Origin of the sequence: Micromonospora sp. WMMD754, assembly GCF_049315235.1 — a bacterium.
GTDB classification, from domain to species: domain Bacteria; phylum Actinomycetota; class Actinomycetes; order Mycobacteriales; family Micromonosporaceae; genus Micromonospora; species Micromonospora sediminicola.
Genome location: NZ_CP186058.1, coordinates 3,888,507 through 3,906,873, shown reverse-complemented (window position 1 = coordinate 3,906,873; position 18,367 = coordinate 3,888,507). Strand labels below are relative to the sequence as shown.

18 protein-coding genes are annotated in these 18,367 nt (G+C 67.6%); 9 read left to right on the top strand and 9 right to left on the bottom strand.

The genetic code is table 11. From position 1 onward, the window contains the following. Positions 1-25: 25 nt before the first annotated feature. The 3 genes from ACN27B_RS18940 to ACN27B_RS18930 are packed head-to-tail and all read right to left on the bottom strand — an operon-like array spanning position 26 to position 2,285. Complete coding sequence (locus ACN27B_RS18940; protein ID WP_422741128.1) at positions 26-997, bottom strand: ABC transporter permease subunit; 972 nt, start codon at positions 995-997, stop codon at positions 26-28. Further along, positions 994-1,893 carry an ABC transporter ATP-binding protein gene (locus ACN27B_RS18935; RefSeq protein ID WP_422741127.1) on the bottom strand — a complete coding sequence of 300 codons (900 nt, stop codon included), beginning with the start codon at positions 1,891-1,893 and terminating at the stop codon, positions 994-996. The genes ACN27B_RS18940 and ACN27B_RS18935 overlap by 4 nt, the downstream gene beginning before the upstream one ends. Beyond that, the gene (locus ACN27B_RS18930; RefSeq protein WP_091579039.1) at positions 1,890-2,285 is read right to left on the bottom strand and encodes a GntR family transcriptional regulator; all 396 of its coding nucleotides are present in this window, start codon (positions 2,283-2,285) and stop codon (positions 1,890-1,892) included. Before ACN27B_RS18930 ends, ACN27B_RS18935 begins: the two co-directional genes overlap by 4 nt. A gap of 243 nt (positions 2,286-2,528) precedes the next feature. Here ACN27B_RS18930 and ACN27B_RS18925 point away from each other — a divergent pair, with 243 nt between their 5' ends. Then, on the top strand, positions 2,529-3,092 hold the full coding sequence (locus ACN27B_RS18925; RefSeq protein ID WP_099161869.1) for an NYN domain-containing protein: 564 nt from the start codon (positions 2,529-2,531) through the stop codon (positions 3,090-3,092). A 30-nt stretch (positions 3,093-3,122) separates the two neighbouring features. On the opposite strand, the gene ACN27B_RS18920 is transcribed toward ACN27B_RS18925, so the two are convergent. Together ACN27B_RS18920 and ACN27B_RS18915 are read right to left on the bottom strand one after the other, a co-directional pair. Continuing rightward, entirely contained in the window at positions 3,123-3,449 is a 327-nt protein-coding gene (locus tag ACN27B_RS18920) for a TraR/DksA family transcriptional regulator (RefSeq protein WP_091579045.1), read from the bottom strand. A gap of 9 nt (positions 3,450-3,458) precedes the next feature. After that, complete coding sequence (locus ACN27B_RS18915; RefSeq protein WP_422746020.1) at positions 3,459-4,433, bottom strand: helix-turn-helix transcriptional regulator; 975 nt, start codon at positions 4,431-4,433, stop codon at positions 3,459-3,461. Between the two features lie 56 nt (positions 4,434-4,489). Between ACN27B_RS18915 and ACN27B_RS18910 the strand changes: the two genes are divergently transcribed. Continuing rightward, positions 4,490-5,230: an alpha/beta fold hydrolase gene (locus ACN27B_RS18910; protein ID WP_422741126.1), complete on the top strand. Its 741-nt coding sequence runs from the start codon at positions 4,490-4,492 to the stop codon at positions 5,228-5,230. Positions 5,231-5,314: 84 nt separating this feature from the next. On the opposite strand, the gene ACN27B_RS18905 is transcribed toward ACN27B_RS18910, so the two are convergent. Further along, positions 5,315-5,404: a limonene-1,2-epoxide hydrolase family protein gene (locus ACN27B_RS18905; RefSeq protein ID WP_281591359.1), complete on the bottom strand. Its 90-nt coding sequence runs from the start codon at positions 5,402-5,404 to the stop codon at positions 5,315-5,317. Between the two features lie 5 nt (positions 5,405-5,409). Further along, positions 5,410-5,526 carry a nuclear transport factor 2 family protein gene (locus ACN27B_RS18900; RefSeq protein WP_281591358.1) on the bottom strand — a complete coding sequence of 39 codons (117 nt, stop codon included), beginning with the start codon at positions 5,524-5,526 and terminating at the stop codon, positions 5,410-5,412. Between the two features lie 283 nt (positions 5,527-5,809). Between ACN27B_RS18900 and ACN27B_RS18895 the strand changes: the two genes are divergently transcribed. The 4 genes from ACN27B_RS18895 to ACN27B_RS18880 all read left to right on the top strand — a co-directional run bounded on the left by ACN27B_RS18895 (position 5,810) and on the right by ACN27B_RS18880 (position 9,706). Further along, a complete protein-coding gene (locus tag ACN27B_RS18895) occupies positions 5,810-6,391 on the top strand; it encodes a TetR/AcrR family transcriptional regulator (RefSeq protein WP_422741124.1) in 582 nt (193 codons plus the stop codon). A 77-nt stretch (positions 6,392-6,468) separates the two neighbouring features. Continuing rightward, on the top strand, positions 6,469-7,557 hold the full coding sequence (locus ACN27B_RS18890) for a Gfo/Idh/MocA family protein (RefSeq protein ID WP_422741123.1): 1,089 nt from the start codon (positions 6,469-6,471) through the stop codon (positions 7,555-7,557). A 63-nt stretch (positions 7,558-7,620) separates the two neighbouring features. Next, positions 7,621-8,580: an NADP-dependent oxidoreductase gene (locus ACN27B_RS18885; RefSeq protein ID WP_422741122.1), complete on the top strand. Its 960-nt coding sequence runs from the start codon at positions 7,621-7,623 to the stop codon at positions 8,578-8,580. Positions 8,581-8,722: 142 nt separating this feature from the next. After that, positions 8,723-9,706: a zinc-dependent alcohol dehydrogenase family protein gene (locus ACN27B_RS18880; RefSeq protein ID WP_422741121.1), complete on the top strand. Its 984-nt coding sequence runs from the start codon at positions 8,723-8,725 to the stop codon at positions 9,704-9,706. 740 nt (positions 9,707-10,446) lie between these two features. Here ACN27B_RS18880 and ACN27B_RS18875 read toward each other — a convergent pair. Continuing rightward, positions 10,447-10,665: a flavin reductase gene (locus ACN27B_RS18875; RefSeq protein ID WP_422741120.1), complete on the bottom strand. Its 219-nt coding sequence runs from the start codon at positions 10,663-10,665 to the stop codon at positions 10,447-10,449. Between the two features lie 416 nt (positions 10,666-11,081). Between ACN27B_RS18875 and ACN27B_RS18870 the strand changes: the two genes are divergently transcribed. Then, positions 11,082-11,321, top strand: coding sequence for a winged helix-turn-helix domain-containing protein (locus ACN27B_RS18870; protein WP_174526213.1), 240 nt, complete (start codon positions 11,082-11,084; stop codon positions 11,319-11,321). Between the two features lie 442 nt (positions 11,322-11,763). Beyond that, the gene (locus ACN27B_RS18865) at positions 11,764-12,900 is read left to right on the top strand and encodes a hypothetical protein (RefSeq protein ID WP_422741119.1); all 1,137 of its coding nucleotides are present in this window, start codon (positions 11,764-11,766) and stop codon (positions 12,898-12,900) included. A 125-nt stretch (positions 12,901-13,025) separates the two neighbouring features. Here the strand turns inward: ACN27B_RS18865 and ACN27B_RS18860 are convergent, their stop codons facing one another. Further along, positions 13,026-13,292, bottom strand: coding sequence for an alpha/beta hydrolase (locus ACN27B_RS18860; protein ID WP_422746018.1), 267 nt, complete (start codon positions 13,290-13,292; stop codon positions 13,026-13,028). A 1,474-nt stretch (positions 13,293-14,766) separates the two neighbouring features. Between ACN27B_RS18860 and ACN27B_RS18855 the strand changes: the two genes are divergently transcribed. Further along, entirely contained in the window at positions 14,767-18,315 is a 3,549-nt protein-coding gene (locus ACN27B_RS18855) for an FG-GAP-like repeat-containing protein (RefSeq protein WP_422741118.1), read from the top strand. Positions 18,316-18,367 lie beyond the last annotated feature (52 nt).

The window sequence follows — 18,367 nt, the reverse complement described above, 5'->3', positions numbered from 1 at the left end:
CCCGGAGCCATCCTCGGTCAGGGCACTAGACCATGCGGCGCCGCACCCGCCACACCACCACCCCGATCAGGACCGCCGCGACGGCGACGAACAGGGCCGCCTCGATGAGCTGGAACGTCCAGAACCGCTCGGCCGGGTGGTAGACCCCGAACTGCTGGATGCCACGCGCGTGCAGGAACTGGTTGAGGTTGGTGCCGGCCCGGTCGGCGGCGCCCTCCAGTTCGGCGAACTCGGCGCCGCTCAACCTGCGCCCGGTCGCGTCCGCGTAGCCGTGGTCGATGGTCCAGTCGGCGAAGCTCGGCAGGTGCCCCGCCCGGTCCGTCGCGCCGCCGACGGGGACCGGCTCCATGCTGGTCAGCGGCGTGGCGTACGCGGGACGGGCCAGCAGCGCCACCGACATCCGGGCGGCGAGGAACGCCCCGAACGCGACGCCGAACGCGGGCAGGCTGCGCCGCAGGATCGCCCCGGCGGCGGTGGCGACGCCGAACGCGAACAGCGCGTACGCCACCGGGACGAGTCCCTCCAGGTCGAAGGCGTCGTACTGGAACCGCCCCTCCCACGCGTCGAACGGCTGACGGAACCAGGTGAGCACCGCGGTGAACATCCCGGTGAGCGCGACGGTGACGCCGGCCAGGGCCGCGAGCTTGGCCGCCAGCCAGCGCATCCGTGGCACGGCCTGCGTCCAGGCGAGCTGCCAGGTGCCGTCCTCGAGCTCGCGCGCGAGCAGCGGCGCACCGAGGAACGCACCGATGACGACCGGGACCAGGTAGAAGGCGGCCAGGAGGTTCTCGACGTAGCCGTACTCCTCGTCGAGCCGGCGGAAGGAGGCCGCGCAGGCGTCGGTGCCACCGGCCTGTCCCGCACAGCGGGCGCCACCGCCGGGGAACAGGTCGTGGGCCTGTGTCCCGAGCACGAGCAGGGCGACGCCGAACACGCCGACGAGCAGACCCAGGACGCAGACCTCGGTCCGGTGCTGGCGCCAGATCAACCACGTCACGCCGCCACCTCCGAGGTGACCGCGGCGCTCGTCCCGGACGGCCGGCGCAGGTACGCCAGCACCAGGTCCTCCAGCGCGACCGGTCGGGCCTGCCAGCCGGGCGCGGTCGGGAGCCCACCGTCGCGTACCAGCAGGGTCGTGTGCCGGTCGCTGTGGACGGCCTCCACGACGGCGCCGGCCCGGTCGAGGTCGGTGGCCGTGCGCGGGCCGACGAGCAGCCGGTGCTCGGCGAGGAGGGTGTCGATGTCACCGGTGAGCGTGACCCGGCCCTGGTTGAGCACGACCAGGTGGTCGCAGACGCGCTCCAGCTCGTGCACGACGTGGGAGGAGAACAGGACGGTCACCCCGCCTTCGGCCACCGCGCCCATGAGGACCTGGAGGAACTCGTGCCGGGCCAGCGGGTCGAGGCTGGCCACCGGCTCGTCGAGGACGAGCAGGTCCGGGCGCTTCGCCAGGGCCAGGGCCAACGCGACCTGGGCCTGCTGCCCGCCGGAGAGCGTGCCGGCCCGGCGGTCGAGCGGGATGCCCAGCTTCGCCAGCCGGCGCTCGGCCAGCTGCTGGTCGAACCGCAGGTTGCAGGCCCGGCCGAAGCGGAGCAGCTCGGCGACGGTGAAGCGCCTGTACAGCGGGTGGTCCTGGGCCAGGAACCCGACCCGGGACAGCGTCTGCGGGGTGCTGGCGGTGACGTCGTGGCCGAGGACCTCCACCGTGCCGGTGCTCGGCGCCAGCAGCCCGACGACCAGGCGCAGCAGCGTGGTCTTGCCCGCGCCGTTCGGCCCGACCAGGGCGATCACGCCGCCCGCCGGCAGGGCGAGGGTGCAGTCGCGCAGCGCCCAGCCCTTCCGGTACCGCTTGCCCACGCCGTCGGTGCGCAGCGCGAACCCGGTCGCTGTCACGCCACGTCCTCATTCCTGGTCTGCTGGTGGACGGACGTGAAGATCGCGTTGACCGCCTGCTCGTCGAGGCCGGCCGCGTAGGCGCGGCGCAGCCAGGCCGCCAGGCCGCGACGCAACGACGTGTACGTCGACGCCGGCATCGCGGCGGACTGCTGCTCGTTGACGAACGTGCCCTGGCCGGGCCGGCCGGTGACCAGGTTCTCCTGCTCCATCTGGCGGTAGGCCTTGGCGACGGTGTTCGGATTGATCGCCAGGTCCTCGACCACCTCGCGGATGAGCGGGAGGCGGTCACCGGGCTGGAGGAAGCCCAGCAGCACCGCCTGGCGGACCTGCTGGACGAGTTGCAGGTACGGCGGCACGCCGGAGTGGGTGTCGAGCCGGAAGACGAACACGGAACCCCCTACTGCTTTACTAGCACCATAGTAAAGCAGCAAATGGCAGTTCAAGGGGGGCGACGTACCCGCACCGCGGACCAGGAGGGCCGAACCTGCGGCGCGCAACGAGTGGATCGGCGGATGCTGTCTGCCGGCCGGATCGGCAGGCCATACCCTTGACCATGAGCACGGCATCCTCCGGCACGTCAGACGCTCGGGCTCGACCGGTCCACGCTCGTTGCTCGACTCGAAAGGCACACCATGCCCGGCACCACCGCACCCGTCACGTACCTCATCGTGGACGGGGAGAACATCGATGCCACTCTCGGCAACAGTGTTCTGGAGCGCCGGCCGGCCCCGGCGGAGCGACCCCGGTGGGAGCGTCTGCGGGACTTCGCGCAGGACACGTGGCAGCAACCGGTGAAGGCGCTGTTCTTTCTCAACGCCTCGGGCGGCGGTCTGCCGATGCCCTTCGTCCGGGCCCTCCTGAGCTTGGACTACCGGCCCGTTCCGCTCGCGGGATCCGCGGATCAGAAGGTGGTGGACATCGGCATCCAGCGGACGTTGGAGGCTATCGCCCGGCGCTCGGGCAATGTGATGCTGGCCAGCCACGACGGCGACTTCCTGCCGCAGATCGACGACCTCCTACGAAGTGATCACCAGGTTGCGGTCGTCGGGTTCAAGGAGTTCCTCAACGCCGGCTTCGCCGACCTGCCGGGCCTGCAGGTGTTCGACATCGAGGAGGACGCGGGCTGCTTCACCAACGTCCTTCCCCGGGTTCGCATCATCGACCTGGACAGCTTCGATCCGGAGCGCTTCCTGTAGGCCGGACGGCATCCGCGGGCCCTTGACGGCTTACGCGCATTTGATGCAGAAGCGGGCGAACGGCCGCGCGGCGAGCCGTTCCTCGCCGATCGGCTGCCCACATCGCTCGCAGACGCCGTAGGTCGCCGCGTCCACCCGACGCAGCGCGTCGTCGACGTCGGCGATCCGCTTGCGCGCCCCGGCCAGCAGCGCGGTCAACTGGGCGCGTTCGAAGCCGATGGTGGCGCCCTCCGGGTCGTGCTCGTCGTCGGCATTCGAATCCCGCGACGCCAGGAACAGCGCCTGCAGATCCTGGGCCAGCGTCGCCGCCTCGGCCTCCGCCCTGGCACGCAGCCGCAGCAGTTCATCCCGGACCATAAGGGCAGCCTAACGACCACCGGCCCGCACGTCGTCGGCGTCGGTGAGCAGTCGGGCGGCCAGGGCGCGTACCTCGTCCCTGAGTTCCTGCGGCCGGTCGATCGTGAATGGCCAGCCGAGCCCGGCGAGCATCTGTGCCGCCCCGTCGAGCCGTTCGACCCGGGTGGTGAGGCGCACTCCGCCGGGCACCTCGGTCAGCGCGCCGACCGACGGCGGGATCCGTCGCCGCGCCTCCTCCAGGCTGGTGTGCAGGACCACGGAGATGTCGTGCGCGTACGGCACGGCCGCCAGACCGGCGAGTACCTGGGTGGTGGGATCGAAGCCGGCCGGGACGTCGAACCTGCCCTGGGTGGGGCGGGCCGTCCCGATCCGGTCGAGCCGGAACGTCCGCACGGCCCCGCGGTGGTGGTCGTGACCGGTGACGTACCACCGGCCGGCGTGGAAGACCAGCCCGTACGGGTCGAGCTGCCGCTCGCCGGACCGGCCGCGCCAGCTGGTGTAGGTGATGCTCACCGGTTGCTGGTGTCGGGCCGCTTCGGCGAGCACCAGCAGCACCTCGATGCCGGGCGGGGCGGACCTGCGGATCGGTGCGGTGAAGTCCACGGTGCCCAGCAGCGAATCGATCCGCCGGGCGAGGACGGCCGGCAGCACCCGGCGGATCTTCGCGGTCGCGCTCTCGGCGGCCGCGCCCTCCGTGGTGACCAGCCCCGCCCGGGTGGCGGCGACGAGCCCGAGCATGACGGCGACCGCCTCCTCGTCGGTGAGCATCAGGGGCGGCAGCTTGTATCCGGGCGCGAGCCGGTACCCGCCGTAGCGACCGCGCCGGGCCTCGACCGGGATGCCGAGGTCGGCGAGGTGCGCGGCGTAGCGGCGGACCGTGCGCTCGTCGACACCCAACCGACCGGCCAGGTCAGCGACGGTGAAGCCGCCACCCGCCTGGAGGATCTCCAGCAACGCGAGCACCCGCGCGGTGGGCCGGGCCAAAGTTCGACTCCTCATCCGGGCGGAATCTGTCCGGTATTGATCGTAGCGTGGCACGCATGACGACATTCGTACTGGTTCCCGGGTTCTGGCTCGGCGCGTGGGCCTGGCGCCCGGTCGCCGCCGCCCTGCGTGGGCAGGGCCACGAGGTGTATCCGCTGAGCCTGACCGGCCTGGGCGAGCGCGCCCACCTGGCCCGCCCGGACACCGACCTCGACGTCCACGTCACCGACGTGGTCAACCTGCTGCGCTACGAGGACCTGCACGACGTGGTCCTCGTCGGGCACAGCTACGCCGGCGCGGTGGTGACGACCGCCGCCGCCGACCGCATGACCGACCGCATCGCCCAACTGGTCTTCGTCGACACCGGCCCGCTACCCGACGGGGCGGCGAACGACGACTTCAACCCACCCCAGGAGCGTGACCGCAACGCGGCGCTGGTCGCCGAGCACGGCGACGGCTGGCGGCTGCCACCCCCGCCGTGGGCCCAACTGGCGGCGGCAGCAGGTGTGGACGACTCGGTCGTCGCGCTGCTCGACGAGCGGTCGGTGGCGCAACCGTGGGCGACCGCCACCAGCCCGGTGCGGCTCACCGGGGCGTGGGAGAAGCTGCCCCGCCTCGGCGTGCTGTCGAGCTTCAGCGCCGAGCAGGCACGCCAGATGGCCGCCGCCGTGCCGCTGTGCCGACACATGGCCGGCGACTCGTGGCGCTACGAGGAACTGCCGACGTGGCACTGGCCGATGCTCAGCCGACCGGCCGAGCTGGCCCAGATCCTGCACGACGCCAGGCCGACGGCATAGCCTGCGCGTGTCGTCCCCCAGAAGGTTGCGGCCCGTGGCCACGAGACCCGGCGGCGGGTTCGTGGCCACGGGCACGTGGGTGGGTCAGCCGCTGACGAGCTTGCTGGCGTACTGCGGGTTGGTGTAGTCCCGCCAGGCGGCGATCTTCCCGTCCCGGATCTCGTAGATCGCCATGTTCATCACCGGCGCCAGTGGAACACCACGTCGGGGTGCAGGTACGGGGCGAGGCGGTCGGCGTCTCTGGTGTTGAACGCCTCGACGAACTCACGAACGAGGGTGTCCTTGTTCGGTGCCATGTCGGGTTCCTTCACGTGGTGGGGTGGGTGGCGCCGTTGAATACCGGCGGGGCGTAGCCGGCGGGCTTGTCGCCGATACCGAGGCCGGGGCTCACCACCCAGGACCGGGCTCATGTGGCGCTGGCAGAAGGCGATCACCGACGGCATCCGGCACATGCAGTCGACCGGTGACATCGCCCCGGACCTACGCGCCGGCGCACCCACCAACTGAGGGTCTGGCGGCCAAGGGTGGGCGGAGCCACAATTCTTTGTCGATCGTTCCAGTTTCCCGTACGGTTGGCGCATGGCTCGTACCCGGGAGTTCGACGTCGATGCGGCGGTGGCCGCGGCCATGGAGGCGTTTCGGCGCCACGGCTACGAGGGGACCTCGATCCGCGACCTGAGCGAGGCAACCGGCCTGGGCAGCGGCTCGATCTATGCCGCCTTCGGTAGCAAGGAAGGGTTGTACCTGGCCGCGCTCGACCTCTACCGGCAGCGGTACGCGACGCCCCTGATCGACATGCTGCATTCGGGCAACGACGCCCGGGAGGTGATCCGCGAGGTTTTCGTCGCCGCCGTGGATGAGATCGCTCGGGACGGGAAACACCGGGCATGCCTGATCGTCAGCGCCACGGTCGAGCGGGCCCGCGACGACCTGCGGGTCGCCGAGCGGCTCCGGTCGACCACCCGTTCGCTGGAGTCCGCCCTCTTCGACGTGCTCGCCGAGGGACAGCTGCGGGGTCAGATCCGCGCCGGACGCAGCGCCTCGGACCTCGCCGCCTTCCTGGTCACCAGCCTTCAGGGCCTACGGGTGATGGGCGGGATCAACCCCGACCGGTCGGCCCTGATGCGTTCCGCCGAGGTCGCGCTGAGCTGCCTGGACTGACCCATTCAGGGACACCTGTCCCTTTTTCGTGGACCAATTCTGTAACGAACACTCAAGATAGCTGATGGAGGAAGAGAATGAAACAGACAGGTGTGGGCATCATCGGGCCCGGCGCGTGGGCGTCGGTCTCGCACATCCCGGCGATCGCGGCGTCACCGTCCTTCGACCTGCGCGCGGTCAGCACGTCCCGGCGCAGCTCGGCGGAGGCCGCGGCGGCCAGGTACGGGGTGCCCGGATACGACGACCACCGCGACCTCATCAACCACCCCGGGGTGGACCTGGTGGTGGTCGCGGTGCAGGTCACCCAGCACTTCGAGCTGATCTCGGCGGCGCTCGAGGCAGGCAAGATGGTATACAGCGAGTGGCCGCTCGCCAACGGCCTGGCCGAGGCCGAGCGCCTCGCCGAACTGGCCCGCCAGGCCGGCGTCCGTACCGTGGTCGGGCTTCAGGGACGCTACGCCCCCGAGGTCCAGCACGCCCGTGACCTGATCCGGGACGGATACGTCGGCGAGGTGCTCGGCACCACCCTGGTCGGCTCCGGCATGGTGTGGGGCGGAGTGGCCAACCGCAGCCAGGCGTACTGGTTCGACAACACCAACGGCGCCACCCCGCTCACCTCCGCCACGCTGCACGCCCTCGACCCGGTGCACTTCGTCCTCGGTGAGTTCGACAAGGTCGCGGCCAACCTCGTGGTGGCGCGCAAGGAGACGACGATCGCCGAGGACGGCACCCGGATCCCCGTCACAGTGCCCGATCAGGTCGCCCTGATCGGCACGCTCACCTCCGGCGCGGCCGCCTCCGTCTTCTACCGGGGCGGCGCGTCGCGCGGCGACAACCTCCGATGGGAGATCAACGGCAGCGACGGCGACCTCGTGCTGACCTCGGACTGGGGCAACATGCAGGTCGCCCAGCTCACCCTCGCCGGTGGCCGCGGCGCGGACACCACCGCCACCACCATCGAAGTCCCCGCGTCCTACTCGGACGGGATCCCCGCGGATCTCGCCCGCACCCCGGCCGGAAGCGTCGCGCGGCTCTACGCGCAGTTGGCCCGTGACCTGGCCGACGGCACCCACACCGTGCCCGACTTCGCGCACGCCCTCAACCGGCACCGACTCATCGACGCCGTCGAGCGCTCGTCGGCCACCGGCATCGCCCAATCCCTGTAGCGACCACCCGGCGGCCAGCACCCCGGGGCGCCGGGTGGTCGCTACAGATCTGGAGCCAATGACATGAGAGCGATCGGACTGCTACGGCACGGCGGACCGGACGTACTGGAGGTCGTCGGACGGCCCACCCCGCACGCCGGACCGAGCGAGGTCCGGATCCGGGTACGCGCCGCGTCCGTCAACCCCGCCGACACTCTGATCCGGGCCGGCGTCACGCCCATCCGGCAACGCGGAACCGAGCCGGTCATCCCCGGCCTGGACGTGGCCGGCACCATCGACCAGATCGGTCCCGGCACCGACACCCGCCTCGCCGTCGGCGACCGGGTGATGGCGATGGTCAACCCCACCCGCCCCGCCGGCGGCGGTTATGCCGAGTGGGTCGTACTTCCCGAGTCGTGGGTCGTCCCGGCACCGGTCGGGGCGAGTCACGCCGAGGCGAGCACCCTCCCGATGAACGGGCTCACCGCCCTGCACGCCCTGGACCAGCTGCACCTGGCGGAGGGCAGCACGCTCGCCGTCACCGGCGCGGCCGGGGCGGTCGGCGGCTACGCCGTACAACTGGCCAAGGCCGCCGGACACCGGGTTCTGGCCGACGCCGCCCCGCGGGACGCCGATCTCGTCGCGTCGCTGGGCGCCGACAGCGTCGTCGCCCGCGGGCCGGGGGTCGCCGATCGCTTCCGCGCGCTCACCGCCGAGGGCGTCGACGCCGTCGTCGACGCCGCTGTCATCGGCGCGCCGCTGCTCACGGCCGTCCGCCGCGGCGGCTCTCTGGCGTACGTACGCGGCGGGCCGGACCAAGCGGCGTTCGAGCGGGCGGCCGCGACGAGCGGCGTCACCCTCGTCTACGCCCACGTGCACGATTACGACGGGCGACGCGACAAGCTCGACCTGCTCCGCCGGCTCGCCGACGAAGGACAGCTCAGCCTCCGGGTCGCCGACACCTTCCCGCCGGAGCAGGCGGCGCAGGCCCATCGGCTCCTGGCGGCCGGCGGCGTCCGAGGCCGGCTCGTCATCGAGTTGTAAGCCGGCCGGCGAGTTGGTCGGCGCGGCCCCGGACCGGTATCGCATTCCGGTGGCAGACCTCCTGGGCGCCGGTACTGTTCGTGCGTACCCTGCTCGGCCCGCCGGCGCACCCCCATCAGGAACTGGAAGGAGAGGTAGCAACATGCGCGCGGTAGTGCTCAAGGAATTCGGCGCCCCGCTGGTCCTGACGGAGATCGAGAAGCCGGTACCGGGTCCCGGACAGGTACTGGTCCGGGTCGCGGCGAGTGGCGTCAACCCGCTGGACACCAAGATCCGAGCTGGAAAGGCCGCCCACGCCCGGATACAGCCGCCGGCCGTACTCGGTCTGGACCTGGCCGGTGTCGTGGCGGAGGTCGGCCCGGAGGTCACCGGCTTCGACGCCGGTGACGAGGTGTACGGGCTGACCGGTGGCGTGGGTGATCTTCAAGGGTCGCTCGCCGAGTACGTCGCCGTGGACGCCCGGTTGCTCGCCCGAAAGCCGGAGTCGCTGAGTCTGCGCGAGGCGGCAGCTCTGCCGCTGGCCGTCATCACCGCCTGGGAAGGGCTGGTGGACCGGGCGCGGGTCACGGCAGGCCAACAGGTACTGGTGCACGGCGGCGCCGGCGGCGTCGGGCGGATCGCCGTCCAGCTCGCCCGCGCCCGCGGCGCCGAGGTCTTCGCCACCGGATCGACCCGAAGCTTGGAGACCATCGCTCGACTCGGTGCGACTCCGATCGACTACACGAGCACGACGGTCGAGGACTATGTCACCGAGTACACCGGCGGCGAGGGCTTCGACGTGGTCCTCGACACCGTCGGCGGCGCTGGCCTGGACCTGTCTTTCACCGCGGTACGCACCTACACCGGCCGTGTCGTCAGCATTCTGGGGTGGGGTACGCACAGCCTCGCGCCGCTGTCGTTCCGTGGTGCCAGCTACTCCGGAGTCTTCGCCCTGCTGCCGATGCTGACCGGCAAGGGACGCGAGCACCACGGCGAGATTCTGCGCGAGGCGGCCGTCCTGGCTGACCAGGGAGCGTTGCAGCCGCTCGTCGATCCACGGCGGTTCACCCTCGCCACGGTGGCCGACGCCCATGCCATCGTGGAGGGCGGCACCGGTACCGGCAAGATCGTGATTGAGGTCGAGTGACGAGGCGCCTCGAACTCTTGAGGTCGCATTGACGTGACCCAGCGGAGCGGATCACCACTCCGCTCGACCGCCGCCGGGGTGGTCGACAGCGTCGATCGCACCGGCCGGCGCGCTGTCGTCACCGGCGGCGGAGCGGGCATCGGAATCAAGACCCGACGGGCGTTGGCCAGTGCGGGCGGCAGCGATGGTCCTGGCGTGCGCCGTACCAGTGCGGGCGAGCAGGCCGCCGCCGAGCTCACCGACAGCACCGGACCTGGCCGACCAGGATTCGGTACGCCACTTCGTGGCCGGCTAGTACGACAGCCGCAGAGACGCACTCAGACGCCTCGGCGACTCACTCGGCCGCTGACGGAACTGCTGTACGCAAGCAGAAAGGCCACCTCCCAAAGCTGAGAGGTGGCCTTCGACCTGCGTGGGCGATACGGGGATCGAACCGGTGACCTCTTCGGTGTGAACTCTCGGCGAGCCGGTCGGATCGGGTTCGATGCGAGGTCAAACGGCCTGTTGGTGTGCTGCTCGGCCTGGTTCGGCTGGCACGGCTGCTGCACTTCGCTGCTGTATTGCCGGCATCAGATTTAGACGTTGGATGCGGACCTTCGGGCGCTCGTTTCTGAGGTGGCCTTGCTTGTGCTGGCGGACCTGCTCCTCCCAGACCTCCTGGTCGTAGTCCGGGTCCGGCGGGGTCCACTTGTGGGAGCCATCGCTGTAGTGGAACTTCTCATCACCGCGTCGCAGGATGCTCATCGCGTCCAGCCCAGGAATCGGTGGTGCAGGTGGCCGGCGGGGACGTGGGCCAGGTCCTGGGCGGCGTCGACGAGCTGGGCGGCCAGATACAGGGCAAGCGACACCAGGGCGCGGTCGTACTCCGCTCGCAGCTCCCGCCGCCGGGTCTGGCAGGGCCACTCCCCCGCACAGCCGCCGCAGGTCCAGGCCGGCATGATCGGATGGTGCGTCGTCATCGCGGACCGCCCTGGCTGGGCCAGTGGCCGCGGTTGATCGGGATGCGGTGGCGGCTTCCACACGGCAGAGTGGCGCCGCAGCGGTAGATGTGTCGCCAGTGCCGCCAGGACCACACAGGCCGATGGCGGCGGGCAAGGGTCAGCGCTACCGCCAGGACGTACTCGTCGTAGGAGACCCGCTTCATCGGCTCGCCACAGCCATCGGGTCCGCTATTCGCCGGATTGAGGAATGGGAAGGGAGCACTGCCGCCTCCTGGTGCCGCAGGTGTCCGGAGGCGTGGATGCCCGATCGCGGGGGATGCGCCGGACATCCACGCCGGCGAGGACGGCCCACAGCGCCAACCGGGGGAATCGACCTCCTCCGCAACACCCATAGGTACCGTTGGGTAGTCAGGGCTGACGTAGGTGGTCTACTCGTGTTGCCAACCGAGGGGAACACCGTGCCACCGCGTTACCGCTACGAGCAGATCGCCGACGACCTCGCCGAACGCATCGCTAACGGCGAGTTCCCGCCGGGCTCCAAGCTACCCAGCCGGCGAGAGCTGATCGAGCACTACAGCGTTACCGAGCCGGTTATTGACCGGGCCATGCAGGTACTACGGATCAAGGGGATGACCGAAACGCTGCCCGGCGTGGGCGTTTTCGTCGCGGAGTAGCCCTCCCCAAGGTCAGCCGGCACGGCCTGGACCACTCGCTTACAAGCTCTGTGCCGCTCGTCCGCACACGTCCAGGACCGGCTGGATGCTCGGAGCTTCGTCCGTGCCAGTGCTCGTCGGACTGTTGTCGTGTGGCGCCGTTGCTGTCAGCAGTGCTGTCGAGCCGCCAAGCGACGCGGCGAACTTCCTTTGCCTGGTCTACGCAGCTGGGGGTTTAGCGCTGTCTCCGTCTCGCCTGTTGTCAGTCTTTGGCGGGCCTGGCACGTTCGCGGGGTTTGCCGTCCCCGTCTCGATTGCCTCGGCCAATGGCTGTTGATCATCGGCGGGGTAGGTTCGCAGCGTCGTCCCGGGACGAGGCAGGTACGGCCTGGGCAGCGGATCGTGCCAGGATAGGTCACCCAGCCTCGGGTTGGGATTCCTATGGTCGCTAAGGGAGCCGTCCGTGCCTGAACTTGAGTCCCCGTTCGCGCGCCGGCCTTGGCCAGGGTGGCTTCCGGCCATTGCGGTGATCGTCAGCCTGGCGGTGGTCCTGGTTGTCGGGGTCTTCGTTGTCGGTGATGGGGACGAGCCCGGCGACGTTCCGACTGCCAGCGTGATTGGCGAGGTTCGCTGGCAGCAAGCAGTGATCGACCTACCGACGCACTCCGACATGCCCTGCCCCACTGGCAGGCAGCACATGCAGCCGGTGGGAAGCGATGAGGCCCTGGCGGACTTCGCATGGGCTCCAGCCGGAGATCGCGGCCAAAGACTGATCCTGAATTCCCGTGACATCGCCTATGGCGACCTCACGGGCGACGGTGAGCCGGAGGCCGTCCTCAACATCTTGTGTAGTGACCTACCCGCGACGGCTCTGCGGAACGGCCTTCGGGGCGGGCAACTTCTCGTGGTCACCATGCGAGCCGACCATTCGTTAGCCGGTCTAGGCTATGCCGGGCAGCCTTACGCCGAGTACCCATCTTTCAAGGTGGAGAACCAGAAACTCATGGCGCAGGTCCAGTACGGATGGATCGGCCCCGACGCCAGGGCCAATGCGGTGTACGCACCGGCCCACTCCCGCACCTACCAATGGAACGGCACCGAATTCACACAGGTGGGTGGCCGAACGTCCCCCCTGCTTTTGATGTCATTGGAGCAATCGGTTGGATCACCCGTGGAGCTGGCAACGATCCTGCGGGACGGTGCGTCCGTCTGCCCGGGTCGAACCACACGATTCGACGTACATGGGCTGCAAATTGACGGCGCGACGTACAGGATGACAAGCAAAATCAGGCCTACCGACTTCGACCACGACGGCAACCAAGAGCTTCTAGCTCAGGTGCAATGCACAGATACAACGGGATCTTTCGACTCTCTCTACTTGTTCGGCCAAGGCGCAGACAAGTTCGTTGTACTTGATGTGCCTATCGCGAACGCCGGGCAATACGTAATCCCAGGCGGCTGGAAGGTAGAGGGGGACACCCTTACGGTCGAGGTGATGCATCGCTCTACAGGCGAAACCCACACCCACACCTTGCCCTGGAACGGCACGCGATTCGATAACGCACTCGGCACCTACCGCAAGGAGCGAGGTGAGAGATGACGGCCGCTGCTTGACAGACCCTAGTTGCCGACACCACATCTACAACGGTCTGCTTTCATGCTGCACCACCTGCCAATAAGACGTTCAGCTCAGAACGTGCTTCTTGCTCAAGAAGATGGAGCACGTCAGCCTTGGTTGGCCTTTACGGCGGCGAGTGCACGGCAGCCGGAGGTTTTCGTAAGGCTGACGGCGGTGGAGAGGCTAGCATGCCCATTATGGTGGTACGTTAGTACCGTTGCATCAGGAATATTTTCCTGCCACTGGTCAGCCCATTCTGCGGGGGTTACAGGGTCGGTGATGTTTCGGAACAGGCAAACCTGCCCAGCGCGTTTAGGTACCTTGGCAACCGGCCAACTTGCCACACTAGTGGGAGCCGCGGTGCACTCGCGCATTATGGACGCGAAGAGCGCAGCTGCGCCCGAGGCGCGGCTTCCGGTTGCATTGCTCCAGCCAGTAAAGCTGCGGCACGTGCCAGCTATGAAGGCAGCGAGGTTGGGGGAGACGTCTCCGGATCCGTATCGCATGAAGACCTGGCTTGCCATTCTGTGCAACTGGTCTAGCGTCTCAGCATCGATGCGAGGCAGCCGCGATAACGTCGTCCACAACCACCGCTCGTTGGCGCCCAGAGCATAGGCAGCGCCTAGCGTCGCACCTCCCACATCAGTTGGCGTGATCTGGCTTTCCCCATCACGTGCAATATCGGTAGATGCACTCTGCATCGCCTTGGCCACCACTTCTGTCCCGCTTTTAGTGCAGTCCAGACCCAAGCTTCCGCAGGTCGATGAGTAACTACGGTTGAGTGCCCGAGAAACGGATTGGACTCGGGCCGCCAATACCGAGTTTCCTGACGTTGAAGACGGGGCTATCGGTGCATTAAGAACCAGCCAGGCGCTCGGATGCTCTCGCGCAGCCGAAACGGCCGGGAGCGCGCCATAGGAATGTCCCACGATCCCCGAGAGAGTTCGCTTCTCCTGAGCGAGGATAGCGCGCACTGCATCCGTATAGGTTGAAGACGTCCACGTCGGAACGTCGCATGCGGGTACGACAAGAGGCGAGGCGGGCGGATGATTGCCAATCGATGCTACGAATTCCGCCAAGACTGCTTCGCAATGATTTGATTGGGTCTTAGACAGCCACGGCTCGTTAACGAGGAGAATGTCGTAGGAGGACAGAGCCGGCGGAAGACCGAGGGAGTCGAGATCGCGATGAGAAAGGGCAGTCGCGCCAGGCCCGCCGACTTCCACCAGGATTAGCCCAGCACGGCCACTGCCCGCAATGATTGCATATTCAACTGCGCCCGCATCTGCCGACAGAACGCTCCCGCACCTTGCAGTTTTCGCCGCGCACGCGTCAAATTCACGAGCGGAATTGAGACGGGTGCCGGAGCCAGGGGCTCCACTTCTGTGGGAGGTCGGCGTATCCGAGCTCGCTCCATCGGGCACAAACGCCGCCGCCGCTGCAATCAGCCCGGCCAACAGCAATAGACCGATAAGTATCTGGTTCAGCCTGGTCGAGCGGAGGTGCCTCCGAGATCCGGCGCTTCTTCCCATAAGTCCAATTCCGTCAAGAGTGTGTCGGCAGTACTGCTCACCGCAGGAGGAGTGAAGATACATGCCGCCCTCATGGACAGCCATACCCCGTTCGCGGGAGCGCCGCTAAACCACCCCTGAGCAGCAGTAATAGGCCAGGCGCCACGAGGGTCAGCGAGAAGTGCGGACGGAGTGTATCCTCCGCGTCCAGATGATCATCAACGAGAGCGTCGCTACCTGCGCCTGTCGCAGCATCTGCGTCCCCTCAGTCTAGCTAGGGAGCCCAGGAAAATTGGGATCAGAACTAGGAGCCCGGATCGGGCTGGTTCTATCTGTCGTGGCAGGCATAGTCTTAGTACCTGCATCCGCCGCTACGGCAGCCGAACCAGAGCCTGAGGAAAAGGCCTTTTCAACGGTAACGTTCCACGATGAGGCCACTGCCGGCGCTCGCACCACCCTTAAGCAGCAGTACACCGAAAGCCGCCGCAACAAGGCGCGCGGAACAGAACTAAAAGACAAGTTCCTCCGCAAGTCGGCCGCCTCTGGAAAGTTCCTCGACGCCGATTCAGTGGACTACTTGCGCCTGGAGCGCGACGACGGCAAGGTTGCCGAAGTTGTCGCTACCCGTGACTACAAGATCGAATCGGTTGTTTTCGGCGCTGGTATCAAATCGGATGCTGAAGGCCGGAAGATCTATTCGGAATCGGCGGCCGCGACTGGAGGGCCGGTCTCCAGCCAACAGAACCACACGCTGGTCTACCCGAACGGCCCGGGCTTCGACACGTTCTCGTATTACAATGAGGGCGAATTTGTATTGCGCACCGATTGGGGGCAACTCAACTACCACTGGGAGCAGCAGAAAGACTACATCGAAACACGAACGGATCGTGACGCCTGGGCGTACAAGCGGTGGGCAGTAGCGACGCCGTTCGCAAACATGGGCCGAGATAACGCCGTCGAAACCATGGGGATGCGGACATATCCAGATGCCGCCTCGCGAGAAATCCTTGAGGGCTGGGGTGGTCTCGATCCCCGACCTGGCCCCCATAAGGGAGACTGCGGTGAACCCATGCAGGTCGGTTTGTACAACGTGGCTACGAGCTTCACTCCTTGTGAGACCTACAACATCGACTATATTGACAGGCCGGCCGATGCCGGCGACATGAGCTTTAACTGGCAGAATTGCCCGGACTACTGGTGGTTTGCCGCCTGCGTTGAAGAGGGCGTGCAAGATATGGCCGCCGTGTTCGCCGCGTATTCCCGGGAGAGCACGGTGCCTAGGTATCTGGACTACGCATACGTTAACTTCTTTAGTTGGTATTCTTTCCCCGGCGTCTGGGGTCACGAGGCGGGCTGCGGGTCAACCGACGGCAATGGCTGCGCCGAAGGTGATGGCGGCGGCGGCGGCGGCGGTGACCCGGGCGGCGGCGGCGATCCCGGCGGCGGCAGCGGAAGCCCGGGTTGGAAGCGCGGTGACTTTGACGGCGACGGTAACCCGGACATCATCGCCCGCAACGCCCAGACCAAGGACCTGCACCTCTACAAGGGCAACGGATCCGGCGGTCTCCGTGCTGGTACCGGCACGGCCTTCAGCAACGACTGGTCGAAGTTCGACACCATCTTCTCTCCGGGCGACTTCAGCGGCGACGGCAAACCGGATGTCATCGCCCGCAACGCCCGGACCAAGGACCTGCACCTGTACAAGGGCAACGGATCCGGCGGCTTCCAGGCTGGTAGCGGTGCCGTCTTCAGTAACGACTGGAAGGCCTTCGACACCATCTTCTCCCCCGGCGACTTCAGCGGCGACGGCAAGCCAGACATCATCGCCCGCAACGCCCAGACCAAGAACCTGCACCTCTACAAGGGCAACGGAGCCGGCGACTTCCAAGCCGGCACCGGCGGGGTCTTCAGCAACGACTGGAAGGCCTTCGACACCATCTTCTCCCCCGGCGACTTCAGCGGCGACGGCAAGCCAGACATCATCGCCCGCAACGCCCAGACCAAGAACCTGCACCTCTACAAGGGCAACGGAGCCGGCGACTTCCAAGCCGGCACCGGCGGGGTCTTCAGCAACGACTGGAAGGCCTTCGACACCATCTTCTCCCCCGGCGACTTCAGCGGCGACGGCAAGCCAGACATCATCGCCCGCAACGCCCAGACCAAGAACCTGCACCTCTACAAGGGCAACGGAGCCGGCGACTTCCAAGCCGGCACCGGCGGGGTCTTCAGCAACGACTGGAAGGCCTTCGACATCATCGGCGAGGGGGGTCGAAGCAGTCGCGACGATTTCGACGCCGACGGAAAAAATGACATTATCGCGCGCACCGCGAGCACCAAGAACATGCACCTCTTTGCCGGCGACGGATCCGGCGGATTCCTGCCAGACACCGGCACCGTGTTCGGGAACAACTGGTACGGCTACGACACCATCTTCTCCCCAGGCGACTGGAACGGCGACACCAAGCCAGACATCATCGCCCGCAACGCCAGCACCAAGAACATGCACCTCTTCGCCGGCAACGGATCCGGCGGATTCCTGCCAGACACCGGCACCGTGTTCGGGAACAACTGGTACGGCTACGACACCATCTTCTCCCCAGGCGACTGGAACGGCGACACCAAGCCAGACATCATCGCCCGCAACGCCAGCACCAAGAACATGCACCTCTTCGCCGGCAACGGATCCGGCGGATTCCTGCCAGACACCGGCACCGTGTTCGGGAACAACTGGTACGGCTACGACACCATCTTCTCCCCAGGCGACTGGAACGGCGACACCAAGCCAGACATCATCGCCCGCAACGCCAGCACCAAGAACATGCACCTCTTCGCCGGCAACGGATCCGGCGGATTCCTGCCAGACACCGGCACCGTGTTCGGGAACAACTGGTACGGCTACGACACCATCTTCTCCCCAGGCGACTGGAACGGCGACACCAAGCCAGACATCATCGCCCGCAACGCCAGCACCAAGAACATGCACCTCTTCGCCGGCAACGGATCCGGCGGATTCCTGCCAGACACCGGCACCGTGTTCGGAAGCAACTGGTACGGCTACGACCTTATCGGGGGCGGTGGACGTCTGAGTGCTATCGATTGGAGTGGCGACACCAAGGCCGACCTCATCGCCCGCAACGCCACCACCACGAATCTCCACCTCTTCGCCGGCAACGGCAGCGGAGGCTTCCTGCCCGGCACCGGCACCGAGTTCGGCTTCAACTGGGGCGCCTACGACACGATCGTCGCCGTAGGCGACTGGAACGGCGACACCAAGGCCGACCTCATCGCCCGCAACGCCACCACCAAGAACCTCCACCTCTTCGCCGGCAACGGCAGCGGAGGCTTCCTGCCCGGCACCGGCACCGAGTTCGGCTTCAACTGGGGCGCCTACGACACGATCGTCGCCGTAGGCGACTGGAACGGCGACACCAAGGCCGACCTCATCGCCCGCAACGCCACCACCACGAACCTCCACCTCTTCGCCGGCAACGGCAGCGGAGGCTTCCTGCCCGGCACCGGCACCGAGTTCGGCTTCAACTGGGGCGCCTACGACACGATCGTCGCCGTAGGCGACTGGAACGGCGACACCAAGGCCGACCTCATCGCCCGCAACGCCACCACCAAGAACCTCCACCTCTTCGCCGGCAACGGCAGCGGAGGCTTCCTGCCCGGCACCGGCACCGAGTTCGGCTTCAACTGGGGCGCCTACGACACGATCGTCGCCGTAGGCGACTGGAACGGCGACACCAAGGCCGACCTCATCGCCCGCAACGCCACCACCACGAACCTCCACCTCTTCGCCGGCAACGGCAGCGGAGGCTTCCTGCCCGGCACCGGCACCGAGTTCGGCTTCAACTGGGGCGCCTACGAAAAGATCGCCAGCTAGCCGAAGGAAGAGCGACGTCCCCGTCCAGCTGAGAAAGCTGGACGGGGACGTC

Excerpts from the sequence above, each read along its gene's own strand:
- ACN27B_RS18875 (WP_422741120.1), bottom strand. The coding sequence starts at position 10,665 with ATGACGACGCACCATCCGATCATGCCGGCCTGGACCTGCGGCGGCTGT.
- ACN27B_RS18890 (WP_422741123.1), top strand. The coding sequence starts at position 6,469 with ATGAAACAGACAGGTGTGGGCATCATCGGGCCCGGCGCGTGGGCGTCG.
- ACN27B_RS18910 (WP_422741126.1), top strand. The coding sequence starts at position 4,490 with ATGACGACATTCGTACTGGTTCCCGGGTTCTGGCTCGGCGCGTGGGCC.
- ACN27B_RS18925 (WP_099161869.1), top strand. The coding sequence starts at position 2,529 with ATGCCCGGCACCACCGCACCCGTCACGTACCTCATCGTGGACGGGGAG.
- ACN27B_RS18880 (WP_422741121.1), top strand. The coding sequence starts at position 8,723 with ATGCGCGCGGTAGTGCTCAAGGAATTCGGCGCCCCGCTGGTCCTGACG.
- ACN27B_RS18905 (WP_281591359.1), bottom strand. The coding sequence starts at position 5,404 with ATGGCGATCTACGAGATCCGGGACGGGAAGATCGCCGCCTGGCGGGAC.
- ACN27B_RS18920 (WP_091579045.1), bottom strand. The coding sequence starts at position 3,449 with ATGGTCCGGGATGAACTGCTGCGGCTGCGTGCCAGGGCGGAGGCCGAG.
- ACN27B_RS18895 (WP_422741124.1), top strand. The coding sequence starts at position 5,810 with ATGGCTCGTACCCGGGAGTTCGACGTCGATGCGGCGGTGGCCGCGGCC.
- ACN27B_RS18860 (WP_422746018.1), bottom strand. The coding sequence starts at position 13,292 with ATGCGCGAGTGCACCGCGGCTCCCACTAGTGTGGCAAGTTGGCCGGTT.
- ACN27B_RS18885 (WP_422741122.1), top strand. The coding sequence starts at position 7,621 with ATGAGAGCGATCGGACTGCTACGGCACGGCGGACCGGACGTACTGGAG.
- ACN27B_RS18900 (WP_281591358.1), bottom strand. The coding sequence starts at position 5,526 with ATGGCACCGAACAAGGACACCCTCGTTCGTGAGTTCGTCGAGGCGTTC.